The sequence below is a fragment of the Microbacterium enclense genome (genome assembly GCA_038182865.1).
Classification (GTDB): Bacteria; Actinomycetota; Actinomycetes; order Actinomycetales; family Microbacteriaceae; genus Microbacterium; species Microbacterium enclense_B.
In genome coordinates, this window is record CP116226.1 from 177,072 (window position 1) to 203,321 (window position 26,250).

Here is a 26,250-nt window from a genome sequence, read left to right on the forward strand (position 1 = left end):
CCGCGTCGGCGAGAGTTCACCCGGCGACCGATACGGTGCCCCGCTCGAACTTCTGCGTCACCTTGCCACCGCTCTTGACGGCCTTCGCCACGGGCAGACCGTAGCGTCCGGTCACGCCCCCGGCGGCGTCCCACGCGGCGAAGACCGGCGGCGCGATCGCCAAGGCCCCGGCCGAGGGACGCCAGATGATCGTGCCCCGCTCGAAGGGCAGACGGCAGTACGCACCGAAGCAGGACTCCGCGCGGGTGGGGAGACCGAGCGATCCCGCGGGCCCTCCCGCACTCATCCAGACGTCGCGGTAGGCCCCGTAGACGGGAAGGATGCCGGAAGGCGAGCCGGTGAGGGTTCCCCCCTGGAACGCCTGGTAGCAGGTCACCGGGAGGCAGACCATGGCGGCGGTCGGGGCGCCGAGGCGCCCGTTCTCCGCTCCGGCGGCCTGCCACGGCCCCAGGAACCAGCCCGACACGATCACCGCGCGGGAGCCCGGGGTCCATACGATCACGCCGTTCTGGAACGTCTGCGAACAGCTGCGGCCGTTGCACGTCTCGTCGCTCAGCGGACGGCCCAGCTGCCCCTTCGCCCCGCCCGCGCGGTTCCACACGCTTTGGTACTCTCCCGCCACCGCCACGAGGGCGCCCGAGGGAGCGGTTGTGAGCACACCGGTCTGGAAGGCCTGGCTGCAGATACCGCTCGCACACACGGGCCGCGATCGCGGTCCCCCGAGTCGACCCCCGCCCGCGCCCTGTGCCTGCCAGGCCGTCAGATAGCGTCCGGTCACGGCGACCGCACCGTTCTTCGGGTTCCATCCGATCACGCCGCCCTGGAAGGACTGCGCACAGTTGAGCCCGTTGCACGATTCGGAACCGGTGGGGAGTCCGAGAGAGCCCGTCGGACCTCCGGCGTTCGCCCACAGATCGCGATAGGCCCCGTACACCGCGAGCACGGCCCCCGACGGCGAGCCCGACAGCGTACCTCCGTCGAAGCGCTGGAAGCAGGTCGCCGGGACGCAGGACATGTCGGCGAGCGGCCGGCCGAGTCGCCCCTTCTCGAAGCCGGCAGCCGACCACGCGTCGAAGAACCACTTCGTCGTGATGAACGTCCCCCGGGACGACGTGTCGATGCGCGCCGTGCCGAAGCGCTGGCTGCATGCGCCGGAGGAGTCGCAGACCTGGGGTCCGGCAGGACCGCCGACACCGGCGGGTCCGCCGGCACGAAGGTACTTCGTCGCGATCGGTTCGGGCACGACCTGGGCACTGTCGCGACCCGCGGAGGCGATGAGGCCTCCCGAGAAGCGCTGGGTGCATCCGGCCGTGACGCAGGACGCGTTGGACTGGGGGAAACCGAGCGAGCCGCCACTGGCTCCGGCGGCGACCCACGCGCTGAAGATCGGTTCGGTCACGGCGGTCGCCGACCCGCCCGAGAAGAGCGCTCCGCGAGCGAACATCTGGGCGCACTGCGAGCCGTTGCAGACCTCCGGACCACGAGCCGCACCGAGGTCGATGCCGCCCGACGACGCCCAGACCCCCTCGACGTGACGGCCGACGAGGTTCCCGCCGGTGCGGTCGGCGGCCATCACGCCGCCGTCGAACGACTGTGTGCACGTGAGATCGCCCTGGCAGACCACGACCCCGGTGGGGCGACCGACCGCGCCGTCGATGAATCCGAGGTTGCGCCACATCGACTCGATGACCGTGGGAACCCCGAACACCCCGCGTCCCGGGAACCAGAAGATCGTGCCGTTGCGGAACGACTGCTGGCAGTACCGACCGAAGCACTGCTCGGTCGAGGTCGGCGAGCCCAGCAGGCCGCTCGCTCCGCCGAGGGACGCCCAGACCTTCGCGTACTCACCGGTGACCGCGGATGCCGTGGGGCTTCCGAACCAGTCGGAGTACAGCCGCCAGAAGTTGCGGTTGCCGTAGGCGGAGCAGAAGTCACCCGTGCCGTAGAGGTTGTCCAGGGCCGCCTGGTTCGGGGTGTACGGCGTGTAGATGTACAGCGCGCGCGTGGCATCGTTCTTGATGTTCACGCGCTTGGTCCCGCACACGCGGTCGTTGTCGGGAGGGGTCGCCTGGTACAGGATGTTGTTCCAGCCCAGCTGGTAGCTGAACCAGCGCGGGTTCTTCACGTAGATCTGGAACTGACGCGCTGCCCCGTACACCTGGTAGAAGAATCCGGCGAACTTCGGGTCGCACTCCGCGCCGTCCGGGCACCCCTGACCGAGCGCGGCGCGGTACTGGTACGGCGACGGGGCGGGGTCGGTGATCAGGGCCTGCTCCTTCTGGAGCATGACCAGGATGACCTTGGGGCTGATCCCGCACGCCTGCGAGACCTCGGCGATCAGGCGAGCGGCGTTCATGGTGCCCCCGCCGAACGCCTTGCAGTAGGAGTCCGCCCCCAGCGACGGCGTCGACTGCGCGACGTAGTCCTTGAGGCATGGCATCCCCTCGTCTCCGCGGCAGGATGTGACCTTGGAGTTGAGGAAGCTCTGGATGTCGGACGCGGTCATGGACCCGGCGTCGAAGAAGTTGTCGTCCGAGATCAGGAAGCCGTCCTGGAAGTCCCGGGCGTCGGCGGCCACGGCAGCCGGAGCGGCGACAGGAGCGAGAACGGGGAGGATCCCGAGCACGAGCGCGACGGATGCGAGCGCCGCCAGCATCCAGGAGAACCGCGCTCGGGCGGGGGCGAACGTCACGGCTGGGAGACCGTGACGGGCTCGGAGACGGCCGACGTCGCGGTGGAGCGGTACTCCAGGACAACCGACCACTCCCCAGCGGGCGCGGGGATGTCGATGATCCCGCAGTTGACGGCAGCCGGGGTGGACACCGCGTCGACCGACCCGGTGAGCACGCGTCCGGTGACCGACGTCGCGGTCAGGGTGCAGACGCCCCCCGATTCGACGATCCCCGTCACGAGCCCCGACGCCGAGATGTTCTGCCCGTCGGCCCCGACGTTGACGATCGTGACAGAGGCCGGGCCCGCCTCCGTCGCCACGGGCTCGGGCTGCACCTCGTCGGTGGCCGTGGGCGTGGGAGTCGGAGCCGGGGTGGGCGAGACGGATGCCGACGCGGTCGGCGTCGGCTCCGCGGTGGGCGTCTCGGTCGAGGCCGATCCCGGACGCGACGCGCAGGCGGTCAGAGCCGCGACGAGAGCGACCGACACGAGGGCGCCCTGGAGCACTCTCGCGCGGGAGCGGGCCCGCCCGGGGATCTTCGGCGATCGGCCGGATCGTTCATTCACCCCTCCAGTATCACCGGAACGGGGGAAAATGCCCCTCTGACACGGACTTTCCGGACGCGCCCCGCGCGCGGTCATCGCGCAGTCCCGTTGATGGGATGGGTGCGTCGCCACTCGTCGGCGTCGTTCCCCGTGAGGATCCGCACCCCCGAGCCGGGCTGCCACACCATGAGCCCGTGCTGGAAGGACACCTGGCAGAACGAGCCCGCGCAGACCTCCGGTCCCGTGATCAGGCCGAGGCGACCATCGGGACCACCCGCAGCGAGCCACATCGACACGTATGCGGACGAGAGGGACACCACGCCCGACGTCGACGAGGTCAGCGTGCCCTTCCGGAAGACCTGGTAGCACGCCGCGGACTGGCACTTCATGGCATCCGTGGGGAGTCCGAGCGAGCCCGATGCCCCGCCCCGGGCGATCCACGCGGGGTAGAACCACTTCTTCGCCACCGGGAAGACACCGCTGTCGGGGACCCAGACGATCACGCCGCCGACGAAGGAGGCCTGGCAGTACGTGCCGAAGCACGACTCGCCGCCCGCGACCAGTCCCAGGTCGCCATCCGGCCCTCCCCACGCTGTCCACGTCGTGACGTAGGCGGAGGACAGACGCACGATCTGCCGGCCGTCGGAGGTGAGCACTCCGCCGGTGAACTGCTGCCAGCACGAGGAGGACTGGCACCGCATCGGCTCCGTCGGTGTGCCGATCGACCCGGTGATGCCGCGGAGTTCGCGCCACTTCGCCTGGAACCAGGGGTGAATCGGCACCGCCGTGACGCCCTGACCGGGGACCCAGGTGATCGCGCCCCCGGAGAACGGCGTCGCGCAATAGGTGCCGAAACACGATTCCGGTCCCGCGACGAGACCGAGCGCACCGTCGGGGCCGCCGTTGGCGAGCCAGGTGGTGACGTAGGCGGTGGACAGCATGACGATCTGCGATCCGTCGGAGGTCAGCACGCCGCCCTCGAACTCCTGCCAGCAGGCCGAGGACTGGCACACCAGACCGCCCACGGGCTTGCCGAGACGACCGGAAGCCCCGCCGAGCTCCTTGTACTTCGCCTGGAACCAGGGGTGGACGCCGTCGGGGCTCGTCCCGCACGCGGGGGCCTTGTCGCCGGTACGGATGGTCACCGTGGCCGCTGTCGGACGACCGCCGCTGTCGGTCGGCATGTCGTCGATGGAGAGCCAGATGTTGCAGGTGGTCCCTTCGGACGACGAGAACCAATCCCCCGCGACCAGCGAGTAGCCGTCACCGTCTTCCTGCGCGCTCGCGACGGCGAACGACTGCGTGCTCTTCGAGTGCTGCTGGGTGACACGAACGCCGAAGTCGCGCGGACACAGTCCGGTGATGTCGCAGCCGTTCCCGCGGGCGTAGTACGCCCCGCTCTCGTACGAACCGCGGCCGTTGCGCAGGTCGAGGTAGTAGTCCCAGCCGTTGGAATCGCGGATCTTGACCCCGAGCGTCCCGCTCGACGACGACGCCGGGCGCAGAGTGACAGATGCGGTGGCGTTCTGCTCGACCGTCACGAGCGCACCCTGCGGGTATCCACCGAGCGCGTTGCGGTGCGCGGCGTTGAACAGGGGCGACTCGACGTCGGCGTCGATGACGAGACCCATCGGATCGTAGATGTCGGCGTATGGGGTGAAGCCGCAGTCCTCGTTGCCCTCCCAGTGACGCTGCAGCGGAAGGCACGCGTAGGTGTCGGCGTGTCGGAGGCTGAGGTTGTGGCCGAACTCGTGCAGGAAGATCTGACGTTGGCCGCGTCCGCCGTCCAGGAGGGCGATGTTCCCGCCGTAGGCGAGGTCGCTCCCGACGTTGGCGATTCCCACCGACCCCTCCCACGCGTCCGCGCAGTCCTCGGGGAACACCACGAGCAGGTGACGCCCGCCGCTGTTCTCGTAGCTGGCGGCGGTCTGCCCGGGACGGATGGCACGCGCCGCCTCGTTCCAGACCGACAGATCTCCCGATGAGCCGGCGAGATCGAGCCGGCAGCTCCCCGCGGTGGTGATCGCCGCCCGCGCGCCGAGAGAGATGGAGGCCACGCGACCATTGCTGGCCTGCCGGAGGTACTCGGAGGCGTAGGAGATCCACGTCCCCGCCGTGTCCGCCGATGCCTGCGGCCGCGCCTCGTACGCGGGCCGACCGTTGGCCGCGGGCATGCGCACCGTCACGAGGACGACGTCGACGCTGTGCGCGAGCCCCGCGGCGGCGGGCTCGACCTCGGAGGTCACGGTGAGCTCTCCCCCGGCGATCTGAACCCGGTCGCCGGCGACCGCTCCGACCTTCTCGACCGCGTCGGCATCGACGGCGGTGGTCTCGCCCGCGTCATCACGCACGAAGAACGACGACCCCGTCGTCCCCGGGAGGTCGGTGACCTCGACCAGCGCACCCGTCGTGGCGGCGCCGCCTCCCGGGGCGATGTCGACGCGCGCGGAGTCGACCGGCGCCGGGGGTGTCGGGCGCGGCTCGAGCGCGGACGCCGCGGTCGTCCCCGTCAGAGAGGTCAGGATGACGGCGACAGCGACGAAGCTGTGAAAAACCCGAGAGGCCATGCGGTCAACGTAGCGCCCCTCGGTCCCCGCTCCCGGGAGGCACTGCTAGCGTCGTCGGGTGAATTCTCGTCTGGCCCGGGTGGTCGCCGAACGTGCCGAGCGGCCGTGGACGCTCTTCCTCGATCGCGACGGCGTCGTCAACACGCGGATCATGGGTGGCTACGTCCGCACCTGGGACGAGTTCCACTTCGAGCCCGGGGTCCTCTCCGCTCTGCCGACCCTCGCCCGCTGGGCACCGCGCATCGTGCTGGTGACGAACCAGCAGGGCATCGGCAAGAAGCTCATGACCGCGGACGATCTCGCCGCCCTCCACACGCGGATGACGCACCACATCGTCGAGGCGGGCGGTCGCCTCGACGGCATCCGGTTCTGCCCCCATCTCGACGCCGACGACTGCCCGTGCCGCAAGCCCCGCCCGGGTATGGCGCTGGACGACCTCGAGCGTCACCCGGAGATCGACGGAGCACTGTCGGTGATGGTCGGCGACACCCCCGCCGACATCGAGATGGGGCGTCGCCTCGCCGCAGCGACCGGCGGCGGCGCGACCGTGCGGATCGCTCCCCACGACGACCCGGCAGCCGACCTCACGTTCCGCAGCCTCGCGGATTTCGCCGCGGCGCTCGCGCCCCTGCTCAAGCCGGCTTCAGCTCACTCCGCGGAGTAACCGAACGCGTCTTCGATCGCCTGCATGAGCGAGTGGATCACGACGAGCTCGGACTCCTGCACGCGGTCGGCCCACCGGCTGGTGCCGAGGGCGATCGTGACGTCGGCGACCTGGCCGAGCGGCGAGTCCGCCGTCGCCGACGACGCCACCACGATGCCACCCGCAGCTTTCATCGCCTCGGCGGCGCGGAGGACGTTGGGGGACTTCCCGCTGGTCGACAGCGCGAGGAGGACGTCGCCGGGCCGGGCGAAGGCCTCGACGAATTTGGAGAAGACGAACTCGTAGCCGTAGTCGTTCGCGACGCACGTGAGATGCGAGGGGTCGGAGATCGCCATGGCCCGCAGCGGCGGGCGGTTGCCCCGGAAACGTCCGGTGAGCTCCTCGGCGAAGTGCTGCGCGTTCGTCATCGAGCCGCCGTTGCCGCACGCGAGGAGGGTGCCCCCCTGACGCAGGGAGCTGACCATCGCCTCGGCGGCGCGATCGAAAGCGGCGCCGAACGCGGCGTCGTCGGCGAGCGCCGACATGCGGCGCGCATTGTCGAGCAGGTTCTCCTGCAGAACACCCATGATGGTTCCTTCCTCGGGGGCCCGGGCCTCAGCCCCGACGCACCTGCTGGCCCTGCGACAGGCGCGTGGTCGACACCCCGTCGAGCAGGTTCACGATGTGGACGCGACCGCCCCAGGCTTTGGCATCCTCTCCGCCGACGACCTGGTCGGGGCGGTAGTCGGAGCCCTTGACGATGACGTCGGGGCGGATCGCACGGATCAGTTCGCGCGGGGTGTCCTCGCCGAACACGGTCACGAAGTCGACGTAGCGCACCGCCTCGAGCACGCTCATGCGGTCGGCCTGGGGCTGCAGCGGACGTGTCGGGCCCTTCAACCGCGCCGTCGACTCGTCGGAGTTGACGCCCACGACGAGCACGTCGCCGAGTGAACGCGCCTCGCGCAGGAGGGCGACGTGTCCCGCGTGCAGGAGATCGAAGACCCCGTTGGCGAACACCACGGTCTTGCCGGCGTCCTTCTCGACGGCGACGAGCTGAGCCAGTTCGTCCCAGTCCTCGATCGTGCCGGGACGCTCTTCGGGCGACGAGGCCACGAGCAGCTCGTTCAGCAGGTCGGCGCTGGACACCACGGCGGTGCCGGGACGCCCGCACGCGATACCCGCGGCCATGTTTCCCACCTGCACGGCCTGCAGCGTCGAGAGTCCCGCGGCCAGGCCCGCAGCGATCCCGGCGATCATCGAGTCACCGGCGCCGGAGACGTCGGCGACCAGCCGGGCGCGGGTGGGGATGCGAGTGCGGGAGGTCGTCTCGATGACCTCGACGCCGACCGCCGAGAGCGACACGGCGAGCGCCCCGATACCGTCGACCAGCAGGCGATCGGCGATGACGTCGAGGGTCTCGTCGTCGGGGGCGTCGGCACGCACGCCCGACATCTGCAGCGCCTCGGCGAAGTTCGGCTTGACGATCGTGGCGCCGCGGTACTTGCGGATGTCGCTGGACTTCGGGTCGACGATGACCGGGATGCCGCGCTCCCGCGCCAGGTCGATCACGCGCGCCACCAGCTCGTCGCCGAGCAGACCCTTGGCGTAGTCCGAGACGACGAGGGCGGTGCGCGACGTGTCGTCGCCGAGGGCGGCGCGGACCGCGTCGAAGGCGGCGTCGATGCCGACGGCATCCAGCGGGGTGAGGTCTTCCCGATCCACGCGGACGATCTGCTGCATGCCCGCGACGACCCGCAGCTTCTCGATCGTCGGCGACGATCCACGGCGGACGGGCGCGGCGGCGACCCCGGCTCCGGAGAGCAGACGCTCCAGCTCACGGCCCGCTTCGTCGTCGGCCCAGGCCGCCACGAGAGTCGTCTGGATGCCGAGAGCGGCGATGTTCATGGCGGCGTTGGCCGCGCCTCCCGCGACGCTGCGGTCCTGCCGGACGCGCAGGACCGGGATGGGCGCCTCGGGAGAGATGCGATCCACGGCGCCCGCGACGTACCGGTCGAGCATGGCGTCGCCGATCACGACGACCCGCGCGCCCTCGAAGCCGAGGATGTGCTGCGGGGTGATCGACGGCAGTGCTGACATGGTGTCTTCCAGACGTGGGGCGAGCGAGCCGACGGGCGGTCGGACCGAACGAGCGTAACGGACTCAGGCGAGCGGTTCCCGGAGGAGCCCCTCGATCGCCTCGGTCACCTCGTCGGGGCGGACGGCGCGAATGCAGTGCGCCTCACTCGCGACGCATTCGTCGACGCATCCCTCGGCCGGGTGCGCGGGCTGCAGGAGGGCGCTGCGCGCCGACCACGGTCCGAAGCGCTCGGGCGCGTTGTCGCTCCACGGCGAGCCCGTCGCGGGGTGGCAGGTCACCACGACCGTGGGCACCTCGAGGCTGCTCGCGATGTGCTGCAGACCCGAGTCGTTGCCGAGGAAGAGATCGCAGCGTGAGATGGCGGCGGCGCTCTCGCTCAGGCTGAGCTTCCCGGCGAGGTCGACGGCCCGGATGCCACGGGCCTCGAGGAGCGCCACGAGCTGCTCGGCGCGGGCGGTGTCGACGCCGCCGCCGAGCACCTGTACGGCGACGGGTCGCTGCGCGGCGAGGCGCTCCATCACCTCGGCGAGGTCGTCGACCGGCCACTGGCGCTTCGCGTCGCGCGCGCCGATGCCGAGTCCGACGATGATCCCCTCGGTGTCGCCGAGAGCCGCCTTCTCGGTCGCGGAGCGGAGGTCGGCGGCGTCGAACAGCCCGCGGCCGACGGGCGGGAGGCGGTGGTCCTCCCACGGCAGGCCGAGGTACTCCGCGACGCGGCGCAACTGACCGACCGTGAGGCGCGGCGTGGTTCCGCGCGAAATGACATCGGTGAGGAGCTGATCCTGCGGCCCGAACCACACCGGCTCGCGGTCGACGACCGGAGCGAAGCCCACGATCGAGCGCGCCCGCGAGGCGGCGGCCAAGTATCGGACGGGGGTGTCGTCGAAGTCCCAGCGCGGCAGGATCGCGAGGTCGTAGCCGCGGAGGCCGAACCGGCGCAGCCCCTGCCGGGCGGTGAGGATCTGCCGCTTGAGCGCGGAGCCCTCCGTCACGGGGGTCCACTCGATGACGCGGTCGACCGTCGGGGTGGCGTGGAACATCGTGGCAGGGCCGGGCTTGAGCACGAAGTGCACCGTCGCGTCGGGCCAGTGCGCGCGGATGGCGGCGAAGAGGGCGAGCGTCGTGGTGGTGTCGCCGATCTCGTCGCTGCGGAGCACCACGATGCGACGCGGTCGAACCGTCGGGTCCCAGGAGCGGCGGCGACGCGCCCCGAAGAGGCGGGCGAACACGGCCGGGGAGAGCGGGTCGCGGTGACGGATCGCGTTGATCTGCCAGACGGCCCGTCGGAGGAGAGAACGCACGGGATCGAGCTTAGAGGGCCGCGCGGAGGACTCCCTGTGTGCGGGTCAGTCCGCCGGCGCCGAGGGACGGCGCGCTCGGACCTCCTGGGCCGCGGCGTCGAGAACGGCCGCGCGGGCGTCGAAGGAGTGCTCGGTGCGGATGCGGTCCGCGATGCGGGCCAGGCTCTCCCGGTCGGGGAAGATCGTGTCGGGGTCGGTGCGCAGCAGCTCGAGCAGATGCTGTTCGTCGCGGTACGCGATCACGGCACCGCCGAAGATCTCCTCGATCCCGTCGACGTCCTCTGAAATCACCCGGCCGCCCACCGCGACGACGTCGAAGGGGCGCATCGCGATGAACCCGTGACGACGCATCGCCGGCCACTGGTCGTTGAGCACGATCGAGGCCGATTCGTAGCGACGGGGAAGGTCGCCGTGGGCGATCGTCGGCGCGGCGATCGCGGAGTGGGCGATGAACGGTCGCCAGTCGGGCCCGTAGACGCGCACGGGCAGCCCGGCGCGCAGGGGCACGACCACGCTCGGGCGCGCGATGCCGCGCGCGGTCCCCACGAAGACGATCTCCCGGGTGCGCTCGACACCCGTGGGATGGAACAGATCGACGTCGGTCGCCTCGAGGAGGGGCTGGACGTCGATGCCCCACTTCTCTCGCGTGCGGGACGACCACCGCTCCGAGGCGGCGAAGACCCGGTCGAACTGGGCGAGTTCACCGCGGGTGATGTCGTCCGGGTGGCTGATGATCCACTGCAGGCTCACCCCGGGTCCGACGGGATCGATGCGATAGGGGCCCCGCACGACGACGCTGACGTCGTCGAGCGCGGCCGTTCGACGCTCACGGGCGTCGAAGGCATCGATGACGACGGTGTGGCCGCGACGCCGCAGGGCGGCGGCCAGACCGCGGGCGAAGTGCATGTCGCCCCATACCGCCCCGCGTCGACCGGCCGGGGCGCAGATCTTGACGGCCCATCGCTGAGCGTCCGGCGTCGGACGACGCCACCGCACGACGGGTTCGACGGTGCGCCCCTTCGTGGCGCGCCACGAGACGACGTCGAAGCCCGCCGCCGTGACGAGGTCTGCGGCGACCGCCCGGTCCCGCGTGCTGCCGTCGCCGGACGGGCGGGGCTCCGAGAACACCAGGGACGGCTCGTCGAACACGGGACGGACCTCGGTGAGGGCCGTGGCGCCGGTCCGAGAACGCAGCGCTCGCGCGAAGGCCGCCGCCGATCGGGGCGCGTCGTGACCGAGCACCTCTCGGAGCACCGCGTGCGGCAGCGCGACGGTGAGGCCGTGGATCAGCGGAATCTCGACGACGGCGGGAAGAGCCTCGAGATCCTCGACCGGATGCTCGGCGAGGATCGCCCACGGGGCGGCCCCTCCGGTCTCCGCCGCGCCGACCCCCTCGACCGTGCCGTCGAAAGCCCGGTGCACGGGTATCGCCGCGACGTGCCCCCGCGCCGTGTCGACGAGAGCGTCGATCTCGTCGTCCGCGAACTCGGCACGGGGGTCGAGGATCACGCTCACCTCGACCTCGAGGGGGGCCGCGGCCCGCCGGACCATCGCCGGCCAGCTCACCCGCGCGCTCTCCCCACGGACGCCGAGCCCCGGGACGATATCGCCCAACAGGCGCGCGGAGACCCACTGGGCGGCGTCGACGCCGATGAGCGGGACGACGACGCGGTCGCGCGCAGACCTCGCGGCGGCCTGGGAGAGCTTGCGGTCGTATCGGCGATCGCGTGCTTGGACGGGACGGATCAGTCCCACCTCCGCGGGCGCGCTCGCCACCGGCGAACCGCCCCGGTGGCGCCGCCACGCCCCCGCCGCGACGATCGCGCGCCGCCGCACCTCGGCGACGCTCAGACGCAGCGTCCGTCCCGCGGCCCGCAGCTCGATCTCCGCGTCCGGGTGAGCCCAGGCGTGCTCGAGACCCGGCCCTCCGTGCGCGCGGCCGAACTCCTCGGCATCCCACCACGGGTGGACGCGGACGGTCTCGCGCTCGCTCAGCAAGTACGCGTACAGGGCGGGGACGCGGAACACCTCGGGCAGTTCCCCACCCGCGACGATGTCGTCGAAGAGGGGGTTCAGGCTCATTCCGCGGCGGAAGCCGCGTGCGACGTAGTGCCCGATGGCGACGGCGCGCGGCAGACGCCGGACCCCGAGCTGGGCGCCGTAGTACTCGGCATCCACCAGGCTCGATCGCCCGATCGTCCGTGCCCACCAGAGGCGGTCCGCGGCCCGGACCACCGGACCGACGACTCGGAGGTCGCGAGAACGACGGACAGTCTCACGAAGGGGACCGAGGCGCATCCTCCGAGTCTACGGGCGGCCGGTCAGCGCGTCAGGCGGCGGCGGAGCCGACGTACCCGGGAGAGAAGGGGCTGATGCGCATCGATCTCGCGGCGGAGGTCGTCACGGAGCTCCTTGCGCAGCCGTTCGACGGCCTCGTCGACGTGGGCGGCGAGTTGGGTCTGCAGGGACGCCATGTACAGGGGCAGGCCCGGGCCCTCCCGGCGCACCCACTCGGCCAGGGCCCGGTCGCGCACCACCGCGTCGTCGCGGGCGTGCTCGGCCGCGAGACCGAACATGCTGTTGGCGTCGAGACCCACCGAGTCGGGGCGCTGCGTCCAGAACGCCAGCGGCTCCCCCGACAGGAAGCCCATCTCGTGCTCGCGCAGGATCCTCAGGTACAGGTCCCAGTCCTCGACCGCGTCGAGCGTCTCGTCGTACCACCCGATCTCGTCGTGCAGACGGCGGCGGTAGACGACCGAGATCGGGACGGCGCGGTTGACGCTCATCATCTCGCCGAGCGAGATCCGCCCCATCCCGGCCCAGAACGGGGCCCGTCCGACCTCGACCCAGGTACCGGCACGGTTCTCCTCGTAGACGATCTCGGTCACCGCCGACACCGCGGCGTGCGCGGGATGGGCGTCGAGGTGCGCGACCGTGCGCTCGAGGAAGGCGGGATGCCACCGGTCGTCGTCGTCGTGCAGCACCACGTACGGCGCGTCGAGGGCGCGCACGCCGGCGTTCGCCGCGACGCACCGCCCACCCTCGCCGGGAGCGATGTGGACGACCGTGACGCGGTCGCCGAGAGCCGCCGCGGAGACGATCTCGTCGACCTCGGCCCGATCGCCACCGTCGTTGACGACCACCAGCTGCCAGTCATCGAGCCGCTGATCGGCGATGTCGCGCAGCGCCCGACGGAGGAACGCCGGGCGGTGGCGGGTGCGGACGACGATCCCGGCGCGTGCAGGCATGCGTCCGAGCATAGGGGCGAGCGTCACTCGGGTGTGCGGAGTCGCGGCTGCTACAGCTCGGCGTGCAGGGCCCAGATGCGGTCGGCGCAGGCCGCCCACGCGAAGCCCTTCGCGCGGTCTCCGGCCAGCACGCGCAGCCGTGCTCCGTCGTCGCCGAGGGCACGGCCCAGCGCGGTGCCGAGCTCGTCTGCGGGCGCGAACGCCGCGGCATCCGCGAGCACCTCTCGGTGGACGGCGGTGTCGACCGCCACGATCGGGATCCCCACGGCGAGGGCGTCGACGGCTCGCCACGGCCAGTCGGTCCGGGCGCACCCGGTCACGAAAGCCGCCGCGTGCGAGAGCACCGCCGCGCGGTCCCACTGATCGAGGGAGCCCCGGGCGTGCACACGCGTCTCCGGGATGCCGGCGGCGACCGCCCGCTCGATGACGGCCGGTTCCTCGCCCTCGGGGACGTCGAGCACGACGACGTCGCGGTCCTCGCCCGCGGCGACGATGGCGGAGAACGCGTCGCCGAGCCCGTCGGAAAGGGCCGCTCCCCCCGCGAGTGCGAGGAACGAGGTGGGCAGATCGAGGGCGCGGAGACGCCCCACGGCATCGGAAGGGACGCGCAGTCCCGCGGCCGGAGCCCCGCCGATGACACGGACCTTCGCGGCGAGCTTGGACTTGGCCACCTCACCGAGACGCTCCGCCATCGCGTGGGTGGGGACGACCACCGCGTCGGCGTGCTTGGACACCCGCGAGAGGAGCGCGCGGGCGGCGAGAGCCTCGGCGCGCGGGAGCTCATCGGGCGTTTCCCAGGCGCGCAGGTCCCACAGGGTGACCACGATCTGGTGCGTCTCGTTGACGCGGTCGTGGCGCACGAGGGGGGCGAGGGCGGTGGGCGAATGGATGAGGCCCTTACCGACGCCGGGGGCGACACCGAGCTGCCACGAGGCGGCCAATTCTCGTCGGCGCATGGACAGGCGTGTCTCGGCGGCGAGGCCCGTGACGCCCGCGTCGTCGGCCAGGCCCGGAGCGGGCACGATCGCGGACACGTCGCAGCCGCGCGGAGCGGTGTCGACCAGGGCCTGAGTCAGGGAGGCCGAGGCCTCGGCGAGATCGCGGGAGGTGGGGGCGACGAGCTGATCCAGCACGACGCGCAACGTGACGGTCATGGGGAGGGTGCCTCCGTCTCGGTGGGCGGATGCAGCTTGTCGTGGACGATCTGCTGGACCTGCGCGTAGTCCGGGTCGAACTCGTCGACACCCCCTTCGGGCGTGAGCTCGATGGTCGAGACGGGCTGGTCCTTGGCCTTGAGGGCGAGATCGACGAGGGTCGGGGCGATGAGACCCTGCGGGAGGTCGGTCTCGACGGTGTTCGTCCCGGCCGCCGCCACCTCCTGGAAGTGCGTGAGGACGTTCTGCGGGGTGAACTGCGCGAGGATCGCCTCCTGCAGCTGACGCTGACGCCGCATCCGGTCGAAGTCGCTCGTGGTGTAGCGCGAACGGGCATACCACTGCGCCGTGTCGCCGTCCATGTGCTGCGCACCCGGCTCGATCCACCCGAACGCCCAGTCGTCGACGGGCTGCCCGTCGTAGGCCGGACCGCCCTTCGGAAGGCGCTCGTCGACGGTGATATCGACGCCGCCGAGGGCGTCCACCACGTCGGCGAACCCCTTCATGTCGAGGAGGACGTAGTACGGGATCTGGATGCCGAGGATCCCCTCGGCCGCGTCCTTGGTCGCCTCGATGCCCGGCTCCGACCCGCGTGACTCGGCATCCGGGTACAGGGCGTTGCCGTCCTGACAGACCTCGACCTCGGTGCGCAGCTGGTTGATCCCGCTCCCCCACCCGCAGGTCTCGCCGAACTTGCCCTCGTGCCCGTTCGGGTACTCGTCCTGCATCGGACCGGGCGCGAAGGGGAAGTGCGGCATGTCGCGCGGGATGCCGGTGATCGTGACGGCCCCCGAGGCGGCGTTGATGGACACCACCGAGATGCTGTCGAAGCGCATGGAATCGCGACCTTCGCCGGAGTCGCCGCCGAGCAGCAGGATGTTGTAGTACCCGTCGGAGGGCGGGACGACGGGGGCGGACTGGGCGAAGATCTCGGCGAACGTATCGCGTGTCGTCCCCGCGGTCTGCACCGCCCACCCGGCGCCGGTCACGAGCGCGCTGGTGAGACCGATCGAGACGATCGCGATTCCGAAGCGCGCCAGCGGTCCGGTCTTGACGAGGCGCACGAGACGGAGCGTGTCGATGGTCAGCACGATCCACAGCACGGCGTATCCCACGAGCACCAGCTGCACGAGGGTCAGCGGCAGCCATCGGAACCACGCGAGGAAGTCGGGGATGAACGAGCCCGTGGCCAGGGCGAAGAGGCTGCTCGGCGCGAGGAGACCGAACAGTGCGGTCAGCACGAGGGCGACCCACAGGGCCAGTGTGGCGCCGAGACCGAGGCGTCCGAGACGGCGGTTGCCGGCGAGGACCTGGGCCGATCCGGGAAGGAGGAAGTTCGCCACGACGAGCCACCAGCCGCGACGCGTCATGACCGCGCTCGACGTGAGGTCGGGATTGCGCAGCGGGCGTTGCTCGACCAGCGGGGAGCGTACCGAACTGCGCGGCGGCGCGAGGGTCATAGAGACTCCTTGAGCCGTCGGTTCTTCTCGTCGACCTGGGTCTCGAGATCGCGCGCGTAGGCCTCGACGCGCTCGGCGATCACCGGGTCGGCGGCACCGAGGATGCGGGCCGCGAGGAGCCCGGCGTTCTTGGCACCGTTGATGGAGACCGTGGCGACCGGGATGCCGGCGGGCATCTGCACGATGCTCAGCAGCGAGTCGAGTCCGTCGAGGGTCGCGAGCTGCACCGGGACGCCGATCACGGGGAGCGCGGTGACGGATGCCAACATGCCCGGCAGGTGCGCTGCTCCCCCGGCCCCGGCGATGATCGCGCGAAGGCCCCGTTCCCGCGCCTCGCGCCCGTAGCGGATGAGCTTGTCGGGGGTACGGTGCGCAGAGACGACCTCCACCTCGTGCGGGATGCCGAATTCGGTCAGCACCTCGCTGGCGGCGTTCATGACGCGCCAGTCGGAGTCGGAGCCCATGACGACGCCGACCACGGGCGTCTCGGAAGAATGCAGCGGCCGGGTCACCGGTCCAGGGTAGGGCGGCTCGCTGGAAGAACTCGGAACGGCGCGCTCAGACGTCTGGCTCAGTCGAAGAACGCGGCCGCCGCGCGGGCCTCGTAGACCACATCGTCGAGGTCGTCGCCGGTGACGTTCACGTGCCCGACCTTGCGACCGGGACGCGGCGCCTTTCCGTAGGTGTGGACCTTGGCGCTCGGGTGGGCACCGAGAACGGCGGCGAACCGCTCCTCGAGGGTGCCCTCGGCGGGGCCGCCGAGCACGTTGATCATCACGGTCCACTCCGCCGTGGCATCCGTGGATCCGAGGGGGAGATCGAGGACCGCCCGCAGGTGCTGCTCGAACTGGCTCGTGACCGCGCCGTCCTGCGTCCAGTGTCCGCTGTTGTGCGGACGCATGGCGAGTTCGTTGATGAGGACGCGTTCATCGCTCGTCTCGAAGAGCTCGACGGCGAGCATTCCGGTGACGCCGAGCCCGTCGGCCACGGCCACGCCGATCTCGGCAGCGACCCGCTGGACGCGGGCATCGGCCCGAGGAGCGGGGGCGACCACCTCGGCACACACCCCACCGCGCTGGACGGTCTCGACCACGGGGTACGCGCGCACCTCCCCCGAGGGGCGGCGCGCGACCTGCTGGGCGAGCTCGCGCGTGAAGTCGACGAGCTCTTCGACCAGGAGCGAGCCGCCGTTGCCGTCTTCGGCGAGCGCGGCGAACCAGTCGTCGGCCTCCGCCGCCGCGGACACGACGCGCACGCCCTTGCCGTCGTAACCGCCGCGGGGCGTCTTCACCACGGCGCGACCGCCATGGGCGTCGAGGAAGTCCTGCAGTTCGGCGGCGTCGGCGACCGCGGCCCAGTCGGGCTGGGGCAGACCGAGCTCCGCCATCCGCGAGCGCATGACGAGCTTGTCCTGCGCCACCGCGAGAGGCGCGGGTCCCGGGTGCACCGCCACGCCCGTGTCGACGAGCGCGGCCAGGACGTCCTGCGGCACGTGCTCGTGGTCGAAGGTGATGACATCGACCTCGCGTGCGAAGGCCACCACCGTTTCGGCGTCGTGATAGTCGCCCACCGCAGACGCGGCCAGCGCGGCCGACATCCCCTCGTCTTCGGCGAGCACCCGGATGTCGATCCCGAGTTCGACGGCGGGTGCGATCATCATCCGCGCCAGCTGTCCGCCACCGATCACTCCGACTCGCAGCGCCATGCCGCTCCCTTCGACGGCATCCATTCTGTCTGGCCTCCGGCGGGGGCGCGAGCCGGGTGCGCGCGGCCGCAGCGGTAAGGCAGGGTCAGTCGCCGCGGCGCGACCCCGGACGTCCGATGCCACAGCGGTCGCTCCGGCCCCGTCCGCCTCGGGGACGCGCCACTCCGCCGTTGTGTCGCGGGGCGGCGTGCGGGAGGTCAGACCTCGACGGCTCCGGAACCGAAGGCCTGGGAGTCACGGTGCGCGAGGATCTGGTTCACCTCGACCTGATCGACCAGCGTCTCGTGCAGGAGCACGGCGTGCGGGACGTTCTTCAACCGCAGGGGCGGTTCGACGCCGTTGGACAGCGTGAGCGTGCCCGCACCCCACAGGCGCTGGAGCACGCCGCGGCGCATCTGGATCGCGTAGCCGCGGACGTGGGAGATCTCCTGACGACGAGAACCGAAGAAGCCCGAACGTTCGATGACCCGGCGGGTGGTGATCGTCCACGACCGCGACAACCACGCCACATACGGCACGACGACGAGCAGAAGGACGACGGCGGCCGCCGTGGCGACCAGCATCCAGTTCTCGAAAGGAGCGGGCAGATTGTCGTAGAAGTACGCGGTGGCACCCGAGACGCCGATGAGCACGATCGCCGACAGGGCAAGACGCCGGGCGTGGGAGCGGACCCGCGCGATACGCAGCTCGGGCGCCGACGCGCCGGGCGCCGGCATCCGCGGGCGCCCTCCGTAGCTGGTGGGCTGGGTCACCCTCTCATTGTGCGGCGTGCACGCGGCGGCTCCGGTCGCACACGCGGAAGGGGCGTGTCAGCGCACGTGCACGACATCGCCCGCCGACACCGTCGTGACGATCGTGCCCGCCTCCACGACGAGCCGACCGGTCTCGTCCAGACGCGTCGCGCGGCCCGTGAGGCTCGTGTCGTCGGGGAGAGCGACGGTGACCTCGCGGCCGACCGTGGCGCACAGCTTCTCGATGTCGCGGTGCACCCGTTCCTCTCCCCCGGACGACAGGGCCGTCACGAACTCCGAGAACGCGCCGACGTAGTCGGCGAGGAGACGGTCCACGTCGCACTCCGCACCGATCGCCGCGAACGACGTCGCCGTCGAGACCGGGAGGTCGGCGCGGCTCATCCGCGTGTTCACGCCGGCTCCGACCACGACGGTGTCGAACGTCCCGGGCACGGCCTCGGCGAGGATGCCGCAGATCTTGCCGCCGTCCACGAGAACGTCGTTCGGCCACTTCAGCTGGGTCGATCCGCTGTGTCCCGTCAGTTGCGATCCCACCGCCCGTGTCATCGCCGCGCCCGCCGCCAGCGGGATCCAGCCCCTCAGCGCCACCGGCACGGTGGAGGCGTCCACGACCATCGACACGGCGATCGCGGTACCCGCCGGCGCCGTCCAGGAACGATCGAGGCGCCCTCGGCCCGCGCGCTGGTCGTCGGTGACCAGGAGCGACAGGTGCGGCCACCCGGCCGGATCCGCCGTGACGGCCGCGACCACGTCGGCGTTGGTGGAACCGGTGGTCTCGACCATCTGGACGCGGGGGCTGACCGTGGCAGTGCGCGGGAATCCGGCTTCGGGGATCGGCATGCCCACACCCTAGGGAATTCGCGGGGAGACGGCATCCGCTTGCCTTTCGCCCCGCGATGTCGAAGAAGAGAGACCTGGACGGATGCCACAGCGCCTCGCCCTTTCACTTGTGCGCACCCTCCAACGTTGGCGCCGACGCTGTCGCTAGGGTGGAATGCGTGACCGACCAGCCCGATCTCTTCACCACCGCCGGCAAGATCGCGGACCTGCGCACCAGGTTCCAGGAGGCGGTCGTCGACGCCGAAGCCGCCGCCCGCGACAAGCAGCACGCGAAGGGCAAGCTCACCGCCCGCGAGCGCATCGAGATGCTGGTCGATCCTGGTTCGTTCGTCGAACTCGACGAGTACGTGCGGCACCGCACCACGGCGTTCGGCATGGACAAGTCACGCCCCTACGGCGACTCCGTGGTCACCGGCACCGGCACGATCCACGGCCGGACCGTCGCCGTCTACGCACAGGACTTCTCCACGTTCGGCGGCTCGCTCGGCGAGGTCGCGGGCGACAAGATCATCAAGGTCATGGAGCTCGCGCTACGCAGCGGCATCCCGATCATCGGCATCCTGGACTCCGGTGGGGCGCGCATCCAAGAGGGTGTCGTCGCCCTCGGCAAGTACGGCGAGATCTTCCGACTGAACACCGCCGCCTCCGGGGTCATCCCGCAGATCTCGCTCATCATGGGCCCCGCCGCGGGCGGCGCGGTCTACTCCCCCGCCCTCACCGACTTCGTGATCATGGTCGACAAGACCAGCCAGATGTTCGTCACCGGTCCCGACGTCATCAAGACCGTGACCGGCGAAGACGTGGGCATGGAAGAGCTGGGCGGCGCGCTCACGCACAACAGCCGCTCGGGCGTCGCGCACTACCTCGCCGACGACGAAGACGACGCGATCGACTACGCGCGCACGCTCATCGGCTTCCTCCCCGACAACAATCTCGCCGAGATCCCCATCTACGAGACGCCGTTCGAGTTCGAGACCACGGATGCCGATCGCTCGCTGAACACGATCATCCCGGACTCGCCGAACCAGCCGTACGACATCCACACCGTGATCGCGGGGATCGTCGACGCGGGGGATTTCCTCGAGGTGCAGCCCCTCTTCGCACCGAACATCGTGATCGGCTTCGGCCGCATCGAGGGTCGCACGGTCGGCATCATCGCCAACCAGCCCTCGCAGATGGCCGGCACGCTCAACATCGACGCGGGCGAGAAGGCCAGCCGGTTCGTGCGCTTCTGCGACGCGTTCTCGGTTCCCATCGTCACCCTCGTCGACGTCCCCGGCTACCTGCCCGGCACCGACCAGGAGTGGACCGGCGTGATCCGCCGCGGCGCGAAGCTGCTCTACGCCTACGCCGAGGCGACCGTGCCCCTGGTCACCGTGATCCTGCGCAAGGCGTACGGCGGCGCCTACATCGTCATGGGCTCCAAGCAGCTCGGCGCCGACATCAACCTCGCCTGGCCCACGGCCGAGATCGCCGTCATGGGTGGTCAGGGTGCGGTCAACATCCTCTATCGCGGCGAGATCAAGCGCGCCGAGGCGGCGGGTGAAGACGTTGCCGCGGTGCGGACGCGTCTGGCCAACGAATACACCTACAACGTGGCATCCCCGTTCCTCGCCGCCGAGCGCGGCGAACTGGACGGCATCATCGAACCGGCGCAGACGCGCGTCTCGATCGCCAAGGCCCTGCGGGCCCTGCGCAACAAGCGCGCGAGCCAGCCCGCCAAGAAGCACGGGAACATCCCCCTGTGAGCGACGAACACGCCGAGACCGACGCCGGGCAGCCGCCCGTCGTCGCCGAGGTCGTGCGCGGCGCGCCCACCGAGGAGGAGCTGGCCGCGGCCGTCGTCGTCGTCAGCGAGGCGTACGCCCACGAGGTCGCCGACGCCACGGTCCCCGAGACCGCCGTGCGGTCGCGGTGGGAACTGTCGGCGCGCGGGCTTCGCGTCCCCCTCGACCGCTCGGCGGGGTGGCACAGTTTCACCGGCTGAGACCGGCGCGACGACTGTCCCCCGAAATACCTACAGACGCGCGTGAGAGCGCTCACGGATACTGGACGAGCTGGAACGCTTCGTGCGTTCGGTCGGGCCGCTCATCGAGCCGGTGCCGACCACGCGGCCGGTTTTCGGGTAACCGTCCGCATGGGTGAGGGGTGAGCAATCGCCGCCCCTCACCCCCATCCCCCTCTCGGGGATCGTCCGGTTCAGCGCGGTCGACGGATCTCGCGCCAGAGGTCGACCTCGTCGTCGTCTCCCCCCGCGCCGTCTCCCGCCGACCGTCCCACGACCGTCACCGCGACCCCGTTGTGCGGCGAGGTGCGGATGATGAGGCGGTCGGACTCGGCTCCTCGCAGGATGTCGGCCAGTTCGGCGCGGATGGCGGTGAGAGCTGCGCCGTCGAGCCCTTCGAGCCCGCCCTCGTCGAACAGGGTGACCGCCGACCCACGACGCCGTGCGGCGTCGATCTGCGCGCGCACGCCCTGATCCAGCAGGCGGGGGCTGCGTAGTTCGTCGCGCAGGCTGTGCTCGGCCAGCCGCGCCGAATCCCGCTCGGATGGTCGCAGGTTGCCACCCGTCTCGATGACCCGGCCGAGCACCGGACCCGCGACGCCCAGGGCGCGTTGCACGTGCAGTCGCCTCTCGCGCTGCCGGCCGCTCTGCGAGGCCTGCCACGCGGAGGCCGCCTGCTGAAGTTCGGAGAGCTGCGTGGCGTCCCGGGCCGTGCGGCCCAGCGCGATCGAGATGAGCTGGGCGACCGAGACCCAGACGAGCGAACCGACAAGCCCGAGGCTCAGGGCCGAGACCGGGCCGAGCCACGCGGACGCGGACACCGACAGTGCTCCCATGCCGATCCAGGCGACGATCGGCCGGTGGCGCACCATCACGATCGTCATCAGGGCGCCGATCCCGCCGATGACCCAGGTGACGAACGGCTGCGTGCGACCCGCTTCGGTGACCGCGAGGAAGGCCGCGTTGGGCACGACGACCGACGCCACCAGCGCCAGCGCCGCCGCCCAGGCGGGCAGACTCGACCGCTCACCCGGGATTCCGACCGCCGCGCCGGGAGGCCGCGACCCGGGCAGCAGGATCCAGAGCCACGTCACCGGCAGGTAGAGCACCAGCGCCGCGACGATGAGCCAGCCCCGCTGCACCGTCTCGGGGCTCGTCCACAGCAGTCCGCGGGCGGCCAGATAGGCCGTGAACGCCAGCGCGATGACGGAGAGGACGGCGCGGACGCTCACCAGCGATCCCCGCTCTCCCATTCGAGCGTCACGGTCGTGCCCGAGGGACCGGACTCGATGTCGGATCGCCCGCCGACGGCCGTCACGCGCGCCATGATCGACCCGCGGATGCCGAGGCGATCGGCCGGGATCGTCTCGAGGTCGAATCCCTCCCCCGCATCGCGGACCCGCACGACCACGCTGCCCGGATCGGCGTAGCCCGCCACCTCGACGGAGAGACCGCGCGCCTCGGCATGCTGCACCGCGTTCGCGACCGCCTGCATGGCCGCCAGCACCAGCGCGCGGGCCACGCGGCCCGGCACCCGCGGCGTGTCGGGCTGTACCCGGCGGCCGACGTTCAGCTCGACGCCCAGGTCGCGCGCGGAGGCTTCGATGTCGTCGGCGAGGCGCGTGGCATCCACCGGCGCGTCGCTTCCCTCGAGGGCGTCCTTCTCCGCGTTCGCCAGCCGCGTGAGGGCTTCGCGGGCCATGCTCACCGCCAGAGTGCGCTCACGTGGTGTCGACGCTCGTTCCGCGGCCAGGAGCGCGCCGAGAACGCTGTCGTGCATGAGGGCGGCGACCGCCACGCGCTCGTTCTCGGTGGCGGCGGTGGCAGCCGCCTCGGCATAGCTCGACACCGCCTGCGCGCGCGTCTCGTCGACGTGCGCGGCGATCGAGCGGTACATCCACGTGAGCGTCACCAGGACGCTGCCGAGGATCAACGCGAAGGAGACGTCGAGGGCGACCGGGACGTAGAACTCGCTCCGGCCCTCTGCCTGGATCAGGCGCACGACGCCGAAGAGGATGGGGGCGGCGACCGTCCACACGATCTGAAGCGAGAGAGGGAACGCGACGACCGCCGCCACGGTCGCGACGTTGATGAGGTAGAAGATCCACGGGTTCTCCAGCGGAGACGGCGGCGGTCCCCCGGCGGTCGCGATCGGCCACAGCGCCAGGGCGAGCAGGAACACCACCGCGAAGATCCCCGCGAACAGCCGGGCGAAGCGCCCGACGGCGCAGGCCACGATCATCGCGGCCAACGGTACGAAGACACCGAGGGCCAGCGGGAGGTGCCACCCGTCGCGTTCGTCGGCGCGCCCGAAGGCGGCGACGAGCGCTTGCGCGCCCAGGGCGAGCGACGCCGGGCCGACGAACAGCGTGAGCACTCGCTCGATCCGCTTCTGGGTGAACGAACCGGGATCGTCTCGCGATTCACGCGAGTGCGGGATGCGCCCCCAGGCTTCCTCGAGTACCGATCGCTGGGCCTCCGAACGGAGGGTCTCAGGCATCGGTCCCGGCTTCGGGCGCGTCGTGCAGAATGCCGTCTTCCATCGCCCGCCGCAGCAGATCGACCTTGGTCGGAGCGGGGCGACCCACCTCGACGTACTTCACGCGGACGCGCGTGATGTTCTCTTTCGCGGTGGAGTACGCCACACCCAGACGCTCGGCCACCGCCTTCAACGGCAGTCCGGCCGCGTACAGCCGAAGCACCTCTCGCTCGCGGGCCGACAGCTGTGCGTCGGCGAAGGCGCGATCACCCTCGACGGCGCTGGCCCACTCGACGTTGTCGAGCAGCTCGCCGCGCGCGACGGTGCCGATCGCGCCGAGCACCTCGTGGGTGGGAGACGACTTGCTCACGATGCCGGCGGCCCCGGCGGCGAGCGCTTCGCGCACAGCGGCGGGGCGATCGGCGACGCTGTGGATGATCACGCTCGAACCGTCGCGCACCACGCGGTCGACGTTCTCGGACACCGTGGTGCCATCGCCGAGGGTGAGGTCGAGGACCACGACATCGGCGGGAGACTGCACGGCGACGCGACGCCAATCCAGGTACGCCGCGACGTTCGCACCCGAGAACACCACCTGAGTGGTCTCGGTGCCGGCGAGCGCTGCCTCGAGCCCGAGCCGAACCGACTCGTGATCATCGATGAGGGCGACGCGGGTCATCTCCACATCGTATCGGCGCGGATCCTCGTGTCAGGGGCCTGGACATCCGCCGATCGGCGGGTCACTTGCGCAAAACGGCCACTGCTTCGACGTGATGTGAATGAGGGAAGAGGTCGACGCCCCGGATGCCGCCGTCGGCGTGGTACCCGTGTTCGGCGAACGTGGCCAGATCGCGTGCGAGGGCGACGGGGTCGCACGCGACGTAGACCACCGTCGCGGGCCCGAGTGCGGCGATCCCCTCGACCACGTCGCGTCCCGCTCCGGCCCTCGGCGGATCGAGCAGCACGACGCCGCGCGCGAGGCGTTCCCGCTCCCGTGCGGACGCGTCCGCCGCGAGCCTGGAGACGAAGCGGTCGGCGCGCGCCGTCTCGGCGCGCGCACCGATCCATTCGGCGAGGTTCTCTCCGGCGTGCTCGGTGGCGCGGGGATCGGACTCGACGCTGATGACGCGCGTGGACGGTCCGCCGAGATCGGCGAGCGTGGCGGCGAACAGGCCGACGCCGCCGTACAGGTCGAGATGCAGTGCCTCGGGGTCGAGGTCACCGGCACTGCGGGTCAATTCCTCGGCGACGAGCGAGGTCAGCGTCGTGGCGGCGAGGCGGTGCACCTGCCAGAACCCGCCCGCATCGACGCGGAACGTCCGGTCGCCGACCCGCTCCTCGATGACCTCCGCGGTCGGTCGGGTCCGCACACCGTCCGGTCGCGGGAGCACACGCACGCGACCGTCGGCCGGGAGGACGAGGTCGAGGCGGCCGGGCTCGGCGCCCCGCGCCGCGGCGGCGGCCTCGGCGACAGCGGGTGCGGCCAGCGGCAGGTCGGGCGTCTCGATCACGCGGTGCGAGCGCGCCGCGAACGGCCCCACGCGGCCCGCCTCGTCGACATGGAGACTCACGCGCGTGCGCCACCCCGTGCCGTCGGCCGTCTCCGGGTTCGCGGCGTCTCCGGCCGGGCGGACGTCGACGGGAAGCTCCAGGCGCCCCACGCGCTCGAACGCCTCCCGGATGACACGTTCTTTGAGCCGACGCTGGTGCGCGAGCTCGATGTGGCCGAATTCCGCACCGCCCGGGCGTTCGTCGGGCGCCACGTCGATCGCGGCGGCGGACCAGACGTGAGGGCGCCGTTCAGGGGCCGCCTCGAGCACCTCGACGGCGTCGGCGCGCCAGAACGACTTCTTGCGCGTGTCGGTCAGACGCGCCCGCACCCGCTCCCCGGGCAGCGTGTCGGAGACGAAGACCACGCGGCCCTCGTGTCGTGCGACGAACACCCCGCCGTGGGCGATACCGGTGATGTCGAGATCGATGAGGTCGCCGTCGTGCATTGTCCGAGCCTGACACATCCGCGCGGGGGCGGTCGTCTGCGGGAGCCCACCGTGAGCACGGCGCTAGCGTGGTCGCATGCGCGTGTGCTTGGCATCCACTTCCCCTGCTCGACTGATGCTGCTGCGCCAGGCGGGGATCGAGCCCGACGCCCGCTCTCCCCGGGTCGACGAGGAAGCCGTCATCGCCGAGGTCGAGGCGGCGGAGGGACGACGCCTGCCCGCCCCCGAGCACGTCCTGCTGCTCGCGCGGCGAAAGGCGGCCGACGTGGCGCTGAGGCTCCACGAGGAGGACCAGGGTTTCGACGGGTTCGTCATCGGCGGCGACTCGATGTTCGAGCTCGGGGACGAGATCCTCGGAAAGCCCTACACACCCGAGGCGGCGACGGCCCGGTGGCGCCAGATGCGCGGGCGCACGGGCGTCCTCCACTCGGGGCACAGCGTGTTCCGACTCTCCCCGGGAGCGCCGCCGACCGAGGCGCACGCGGTCGCCCAGGCGCGCGTGAGCTTCGCCGCCGACGTCGACGACGACGAGATCGCCGCGTACGTCGCCACCGGCGAGCCGCTGCTCGTCGCCGGGGCGTTCACCGTCGACAGCCTGGGCGGGGCCTTCATCGAGAGCGTCGAGGGCGACCCCTCCACCGTGGTCGGGATGTCGCTGTCGACGGTGCGCCACCTCGTTCGCGAGCTCGGGGGCTCGTGGACGAGCCTGTGGAATCGTTCGTAGGGTCCCGCACACGTTTTTCGGCGTTTCTTGTCGAGGAGGGTCAAAAGGTGACCCATGC

22 protein-coding genes are annotated in these 26,250 nt (G+C 71.3%); 4 read left to right on the forward strand and 18 right to left on the reverse strand.

Going from position 1 to position 26,250, the window contains the following annotated elements:
- Positions 1-16: 16 nt before the first annotated feature.
- The 3 genes from PIR02_00805 to PIR02_00815 all read right to left on the reverse strand — a co-directional run bounded on the left by PIR02_00805 (position 17) and on the right by PIR02_00815 (position 5,783).
- Positions 17-2,692 carry a hypothetical protein gene (locus PIR02_00805; GenBank protein ID WZH37212.1) on the reverse strand — a complete coding sequence of 892 codons (2,676 nt, stop codon included), beginning with the start codon at positions 2,690-2,692 and terminating at the stop codon, positions 17-19.
- Positions 2,689-3,237 (reverse strand): hypothetical protein, encoded by a 549-nt coding sequence (locus PIR02_00810; protein WZH37213.1) that lies wholly within the window; start codon positions 3,235-3,237, stop codon positions 2,689-2,691. The genes PIR02_00805 and PIR02_00810 overlap by 4 nt, the downstream gene beginning before the upstream one ends.
- Before the next feature lie 71 nt (positions 3,238-3,308).
- Complete coding sequence (locus PIR02_00815; protein ID WZH37214.1) at positions 3,309-5,783, reverse strand: hypothetical protein; 2,475 nt, start codon at positions 5,781-5,783, stop codon at positions 3,309-3,311.
- A 58-nt stretch (positions 5,784-5,841) separates the two neighbouring features.
- On the opposite strand from PIR02_00815, the gene PIR02_00820 reads away from it, so the two are divergent.
- Entirely contained in the window at positions 5,842-6,447 is a 606-nt protein-coding gene (locus PIR02_00820) for an HAD-IIIA family hydrolase (GenBank protein ID WZH37215.1), read from the forward strand.
- Here PIR02_00820 and PIR02_00825 read toward each other — a convergent pair.
- The 11 genes from PIR02_00825 to PIR02_00875 form a co-directional block, all read right to left on the reverse strand.
- A complete protein-coding gene (locus PIR02_00825) occupies positions 6,432-7,013 on the reverse strand; it encodes an SIS domain-containing protein (protein WZH37216.1) in 582 nt (193 codons plus the stop codon). The two genes, PIR02_00820 and PIR02_00825, sit on opposite strands and share 16 nt — an antisense overlap.
- Positions 7,014-7,041: 28 nt before the next feature.
- A complete protein-coding gene (gene rfaE2 / locus PIR02_00830; protein ID WZH37217.1) occupies positions 7,042-8,526 on the reverse strand; it encodes a D-glycero-beta-D-manno-heptose 1-phosphate adenylyltransferase in 1,485 nt (494 codons plus the stop codon).
- 63 nt (positions 8,527-8,589) lie between these two features.
- On the reverse strand, positions 8,590-9,828 hold the full coding sequence (locus PIR02_00835) for a glycosyltransferase family 9 protein (GenBank protein ID WZH37218.1): 1,239 nt from the start codon (positions 9,826-9,828) through the stop codon (positions 8,590-8,592).
- Positions 9,829-9,873: 45 nt separating this feature from the next.
- Positions 9,874-12,126: a hypothetical protein gene (locus PIR02_00840; protein ID WZH37219.1), complete on the reverse strand. Its 2,253-nt coding sequence runs from the start codon at positions 12,124-12,126 to the stop codon at positions 9,874-9,876.
- A 23-nt stretch (positions 12,127-12,149) separates the two neighbouring features.
- On the reverse strand, positions 12,150-13,076 hold the full coding sequence (locus PIR02_00845; protein WZH37220.1) for a glycosyltransferase family A protein: 927 nt from the start codon (positions 13,074-13,076) through the stop codon (positions 12,150-12,152).
- 50 nt (positions 13,077-13,126) lie between these two features.
- Entirely contained in the window at positions 13,127-14,230 is a 1,104-nt protein-coding gene (locus PIR02_00850; GenBank protein ID WZH37221.1) for a glycosyl transferase, read from the reverse strand.
- A complete protein-coding gene (locus PIR02_00855) occupies positions 14,227-15,690 on the reverse strand; it encodes an LCP family protein (protein ID WZH37222.1) in 1,464 nt (487 codons plus the stop codon). The genes PIR02_00850 and PIR02_00855 overlap by 4 nt, the downstream gene beginning before the upstream one ends.
- Positions 15,687-16,154 carry a 5-(carboxyamino)imidazole ribonucleotide mutase gene (gene purE, locus PIR02_00860; GenBank protein WZH39062.1) on the reverse strand — a complete coding sequence of 156 codons (468 nt, stop codon included), beginning with the start codon at positions 16,152-16,154 and terminating at the stop codon, positions 15,687-15,689. The genes PIR02_00855 and purE overlap by 4 nt, the downstream gene beginning before the upstream one ends.
- Positions 16,155-16,261: 107 nt before the next feature.
- A complete protein-coding gene (locus PIR02_00865; protein ID WZH37223.1) occupies positions 16,262-17,395 on the reverse strand; it encodes a 5-(carboxyamino)imidazole ribonucleotide synthase in 1,134 nt (377 codons plus the stop codon).
- Between the two features lie 197 nt (positions 17,396-17,592).
- Positions 17,593-18,147: a PH domain-containing protein gene (locus PIR02_00870; GenBank protein ID WZH37224.1), complete on the reverse strand. Its 555-nt coding sequence runs from the start codon at positions 18,145-18,147 to the stop codon at positions 17,593-17,595.
- Positions 18,148-18,204: 57 nt separating this feature from the next.
- Positions 18,205-18,987, reverse strand: coding sequence for a biotin--[acetyl-CoA-carboxylase] ligase (locus PIR02_00875; protein WZH37225.1), 783 nt, complete (start codon positions 18,985-18,987; stop codon positions 18,205-18,207).
- A gap of 149 nt (positions 18,988-19,136) precedes the next feature.
- Between PIR02_00875 and PIR02_00880 the strand changes: the two genes are divergently transcribed.
- Both PIR02_00880 and PIR02_00885 read left to right on the forward strand, forming a co-directional pair.
- Entirely contained in the window at positions 19,137-20,735 is a 1,599-nt protein-coding gene (locus tag PIR02_00880; protein WZH37226.1) for an acyl-CoA carboxylase subunit beta, read from the forward strand.
- Complete coding sequence (locus PIR02_00885; protein ID WZH37227.1) at positions 20,732-20,974, forward strand: acyl-CoA carboxylase epsilon subunit; 243 nt, start codon at positions 20,732-20,734, stop codon at positions 20,972-20,974. The genes PIR02_00880 and PIR02_00885 overlap by 4 nt, the downstream gene beginning before the upstream one ends.
- 212 nt (positions 20,975-21,186) lie before the next feature.
- On the opposite strand, the gene PIR02_00890 is transcribed toward PIR02_00885, so the two are convergent.
- From PIR02_00890 to PIR02_00905, 4 genes are all read right to left on the reverse strand, one after another.
- Positions 21,187-22,224 carry a hypothetical protein gene (locus PIR02_00890; protein ID WZH37228.1) on the reverse strand — a complete coding sequence of 346 codons (1,038 nt, stop codon included), beginning with the start codon at positions 22,222-22,224 and terminating at the stop codon, positions 21,187-21,189.
- Entirely contained in the window at positions 22,221-23,492 is a 1,272-nt protein-coding gene (locus PIR02_00895) for an ATP-binding protein (GenBank protein ID WZH37229.1), read from the reverse strand. Before PIR02_00895 ends, PIR02_00890 begins: the two co-directional genes overlap by 4 nt.
- Entirely contained in the window at positions 23,485-24,150 is a 666-nt protein-coding gene (locus tag PIR02_00900) for a response regulator transcription factor (GenBank protein WZH37230.1), read from the reverse strand. The genes PIR02_00895 and PIR02_00900 overlap by 8 nt, the downstream gene beginning before the upstream one ends.
- A 61-nt stretch (positions 24,151-24,211) precedes the next feature.
- On the reverse strand, positions 24,212-25,468 hold the full coding sequence (locus PIR02_00905) for a TRAM domain-containing protein (GenBank protein WZH37231.1): 1,257 nt from the start codon (positions 25,466-25,468) through the stop codon (positions 24,212-24,214).
- Positions 25,469-25,544: 76 nt separating this feature from the next.
- Between PIR02_00905 and PIR02_00910 the strand changes: the two genes are divergently transcribed.
- Positions 25,545-26,192 (forward strand): Maf family protein, encoded by a 648-nt coding sequence (locus PIR02_00910; GenBank protein WZH37232.1) that lies wholly within the window; start codon positions 25,545-25,547, stop codon positions 26,190-26,192.
- Positions 26,193-26,250 lie beyond the last annotated feature (58 nt).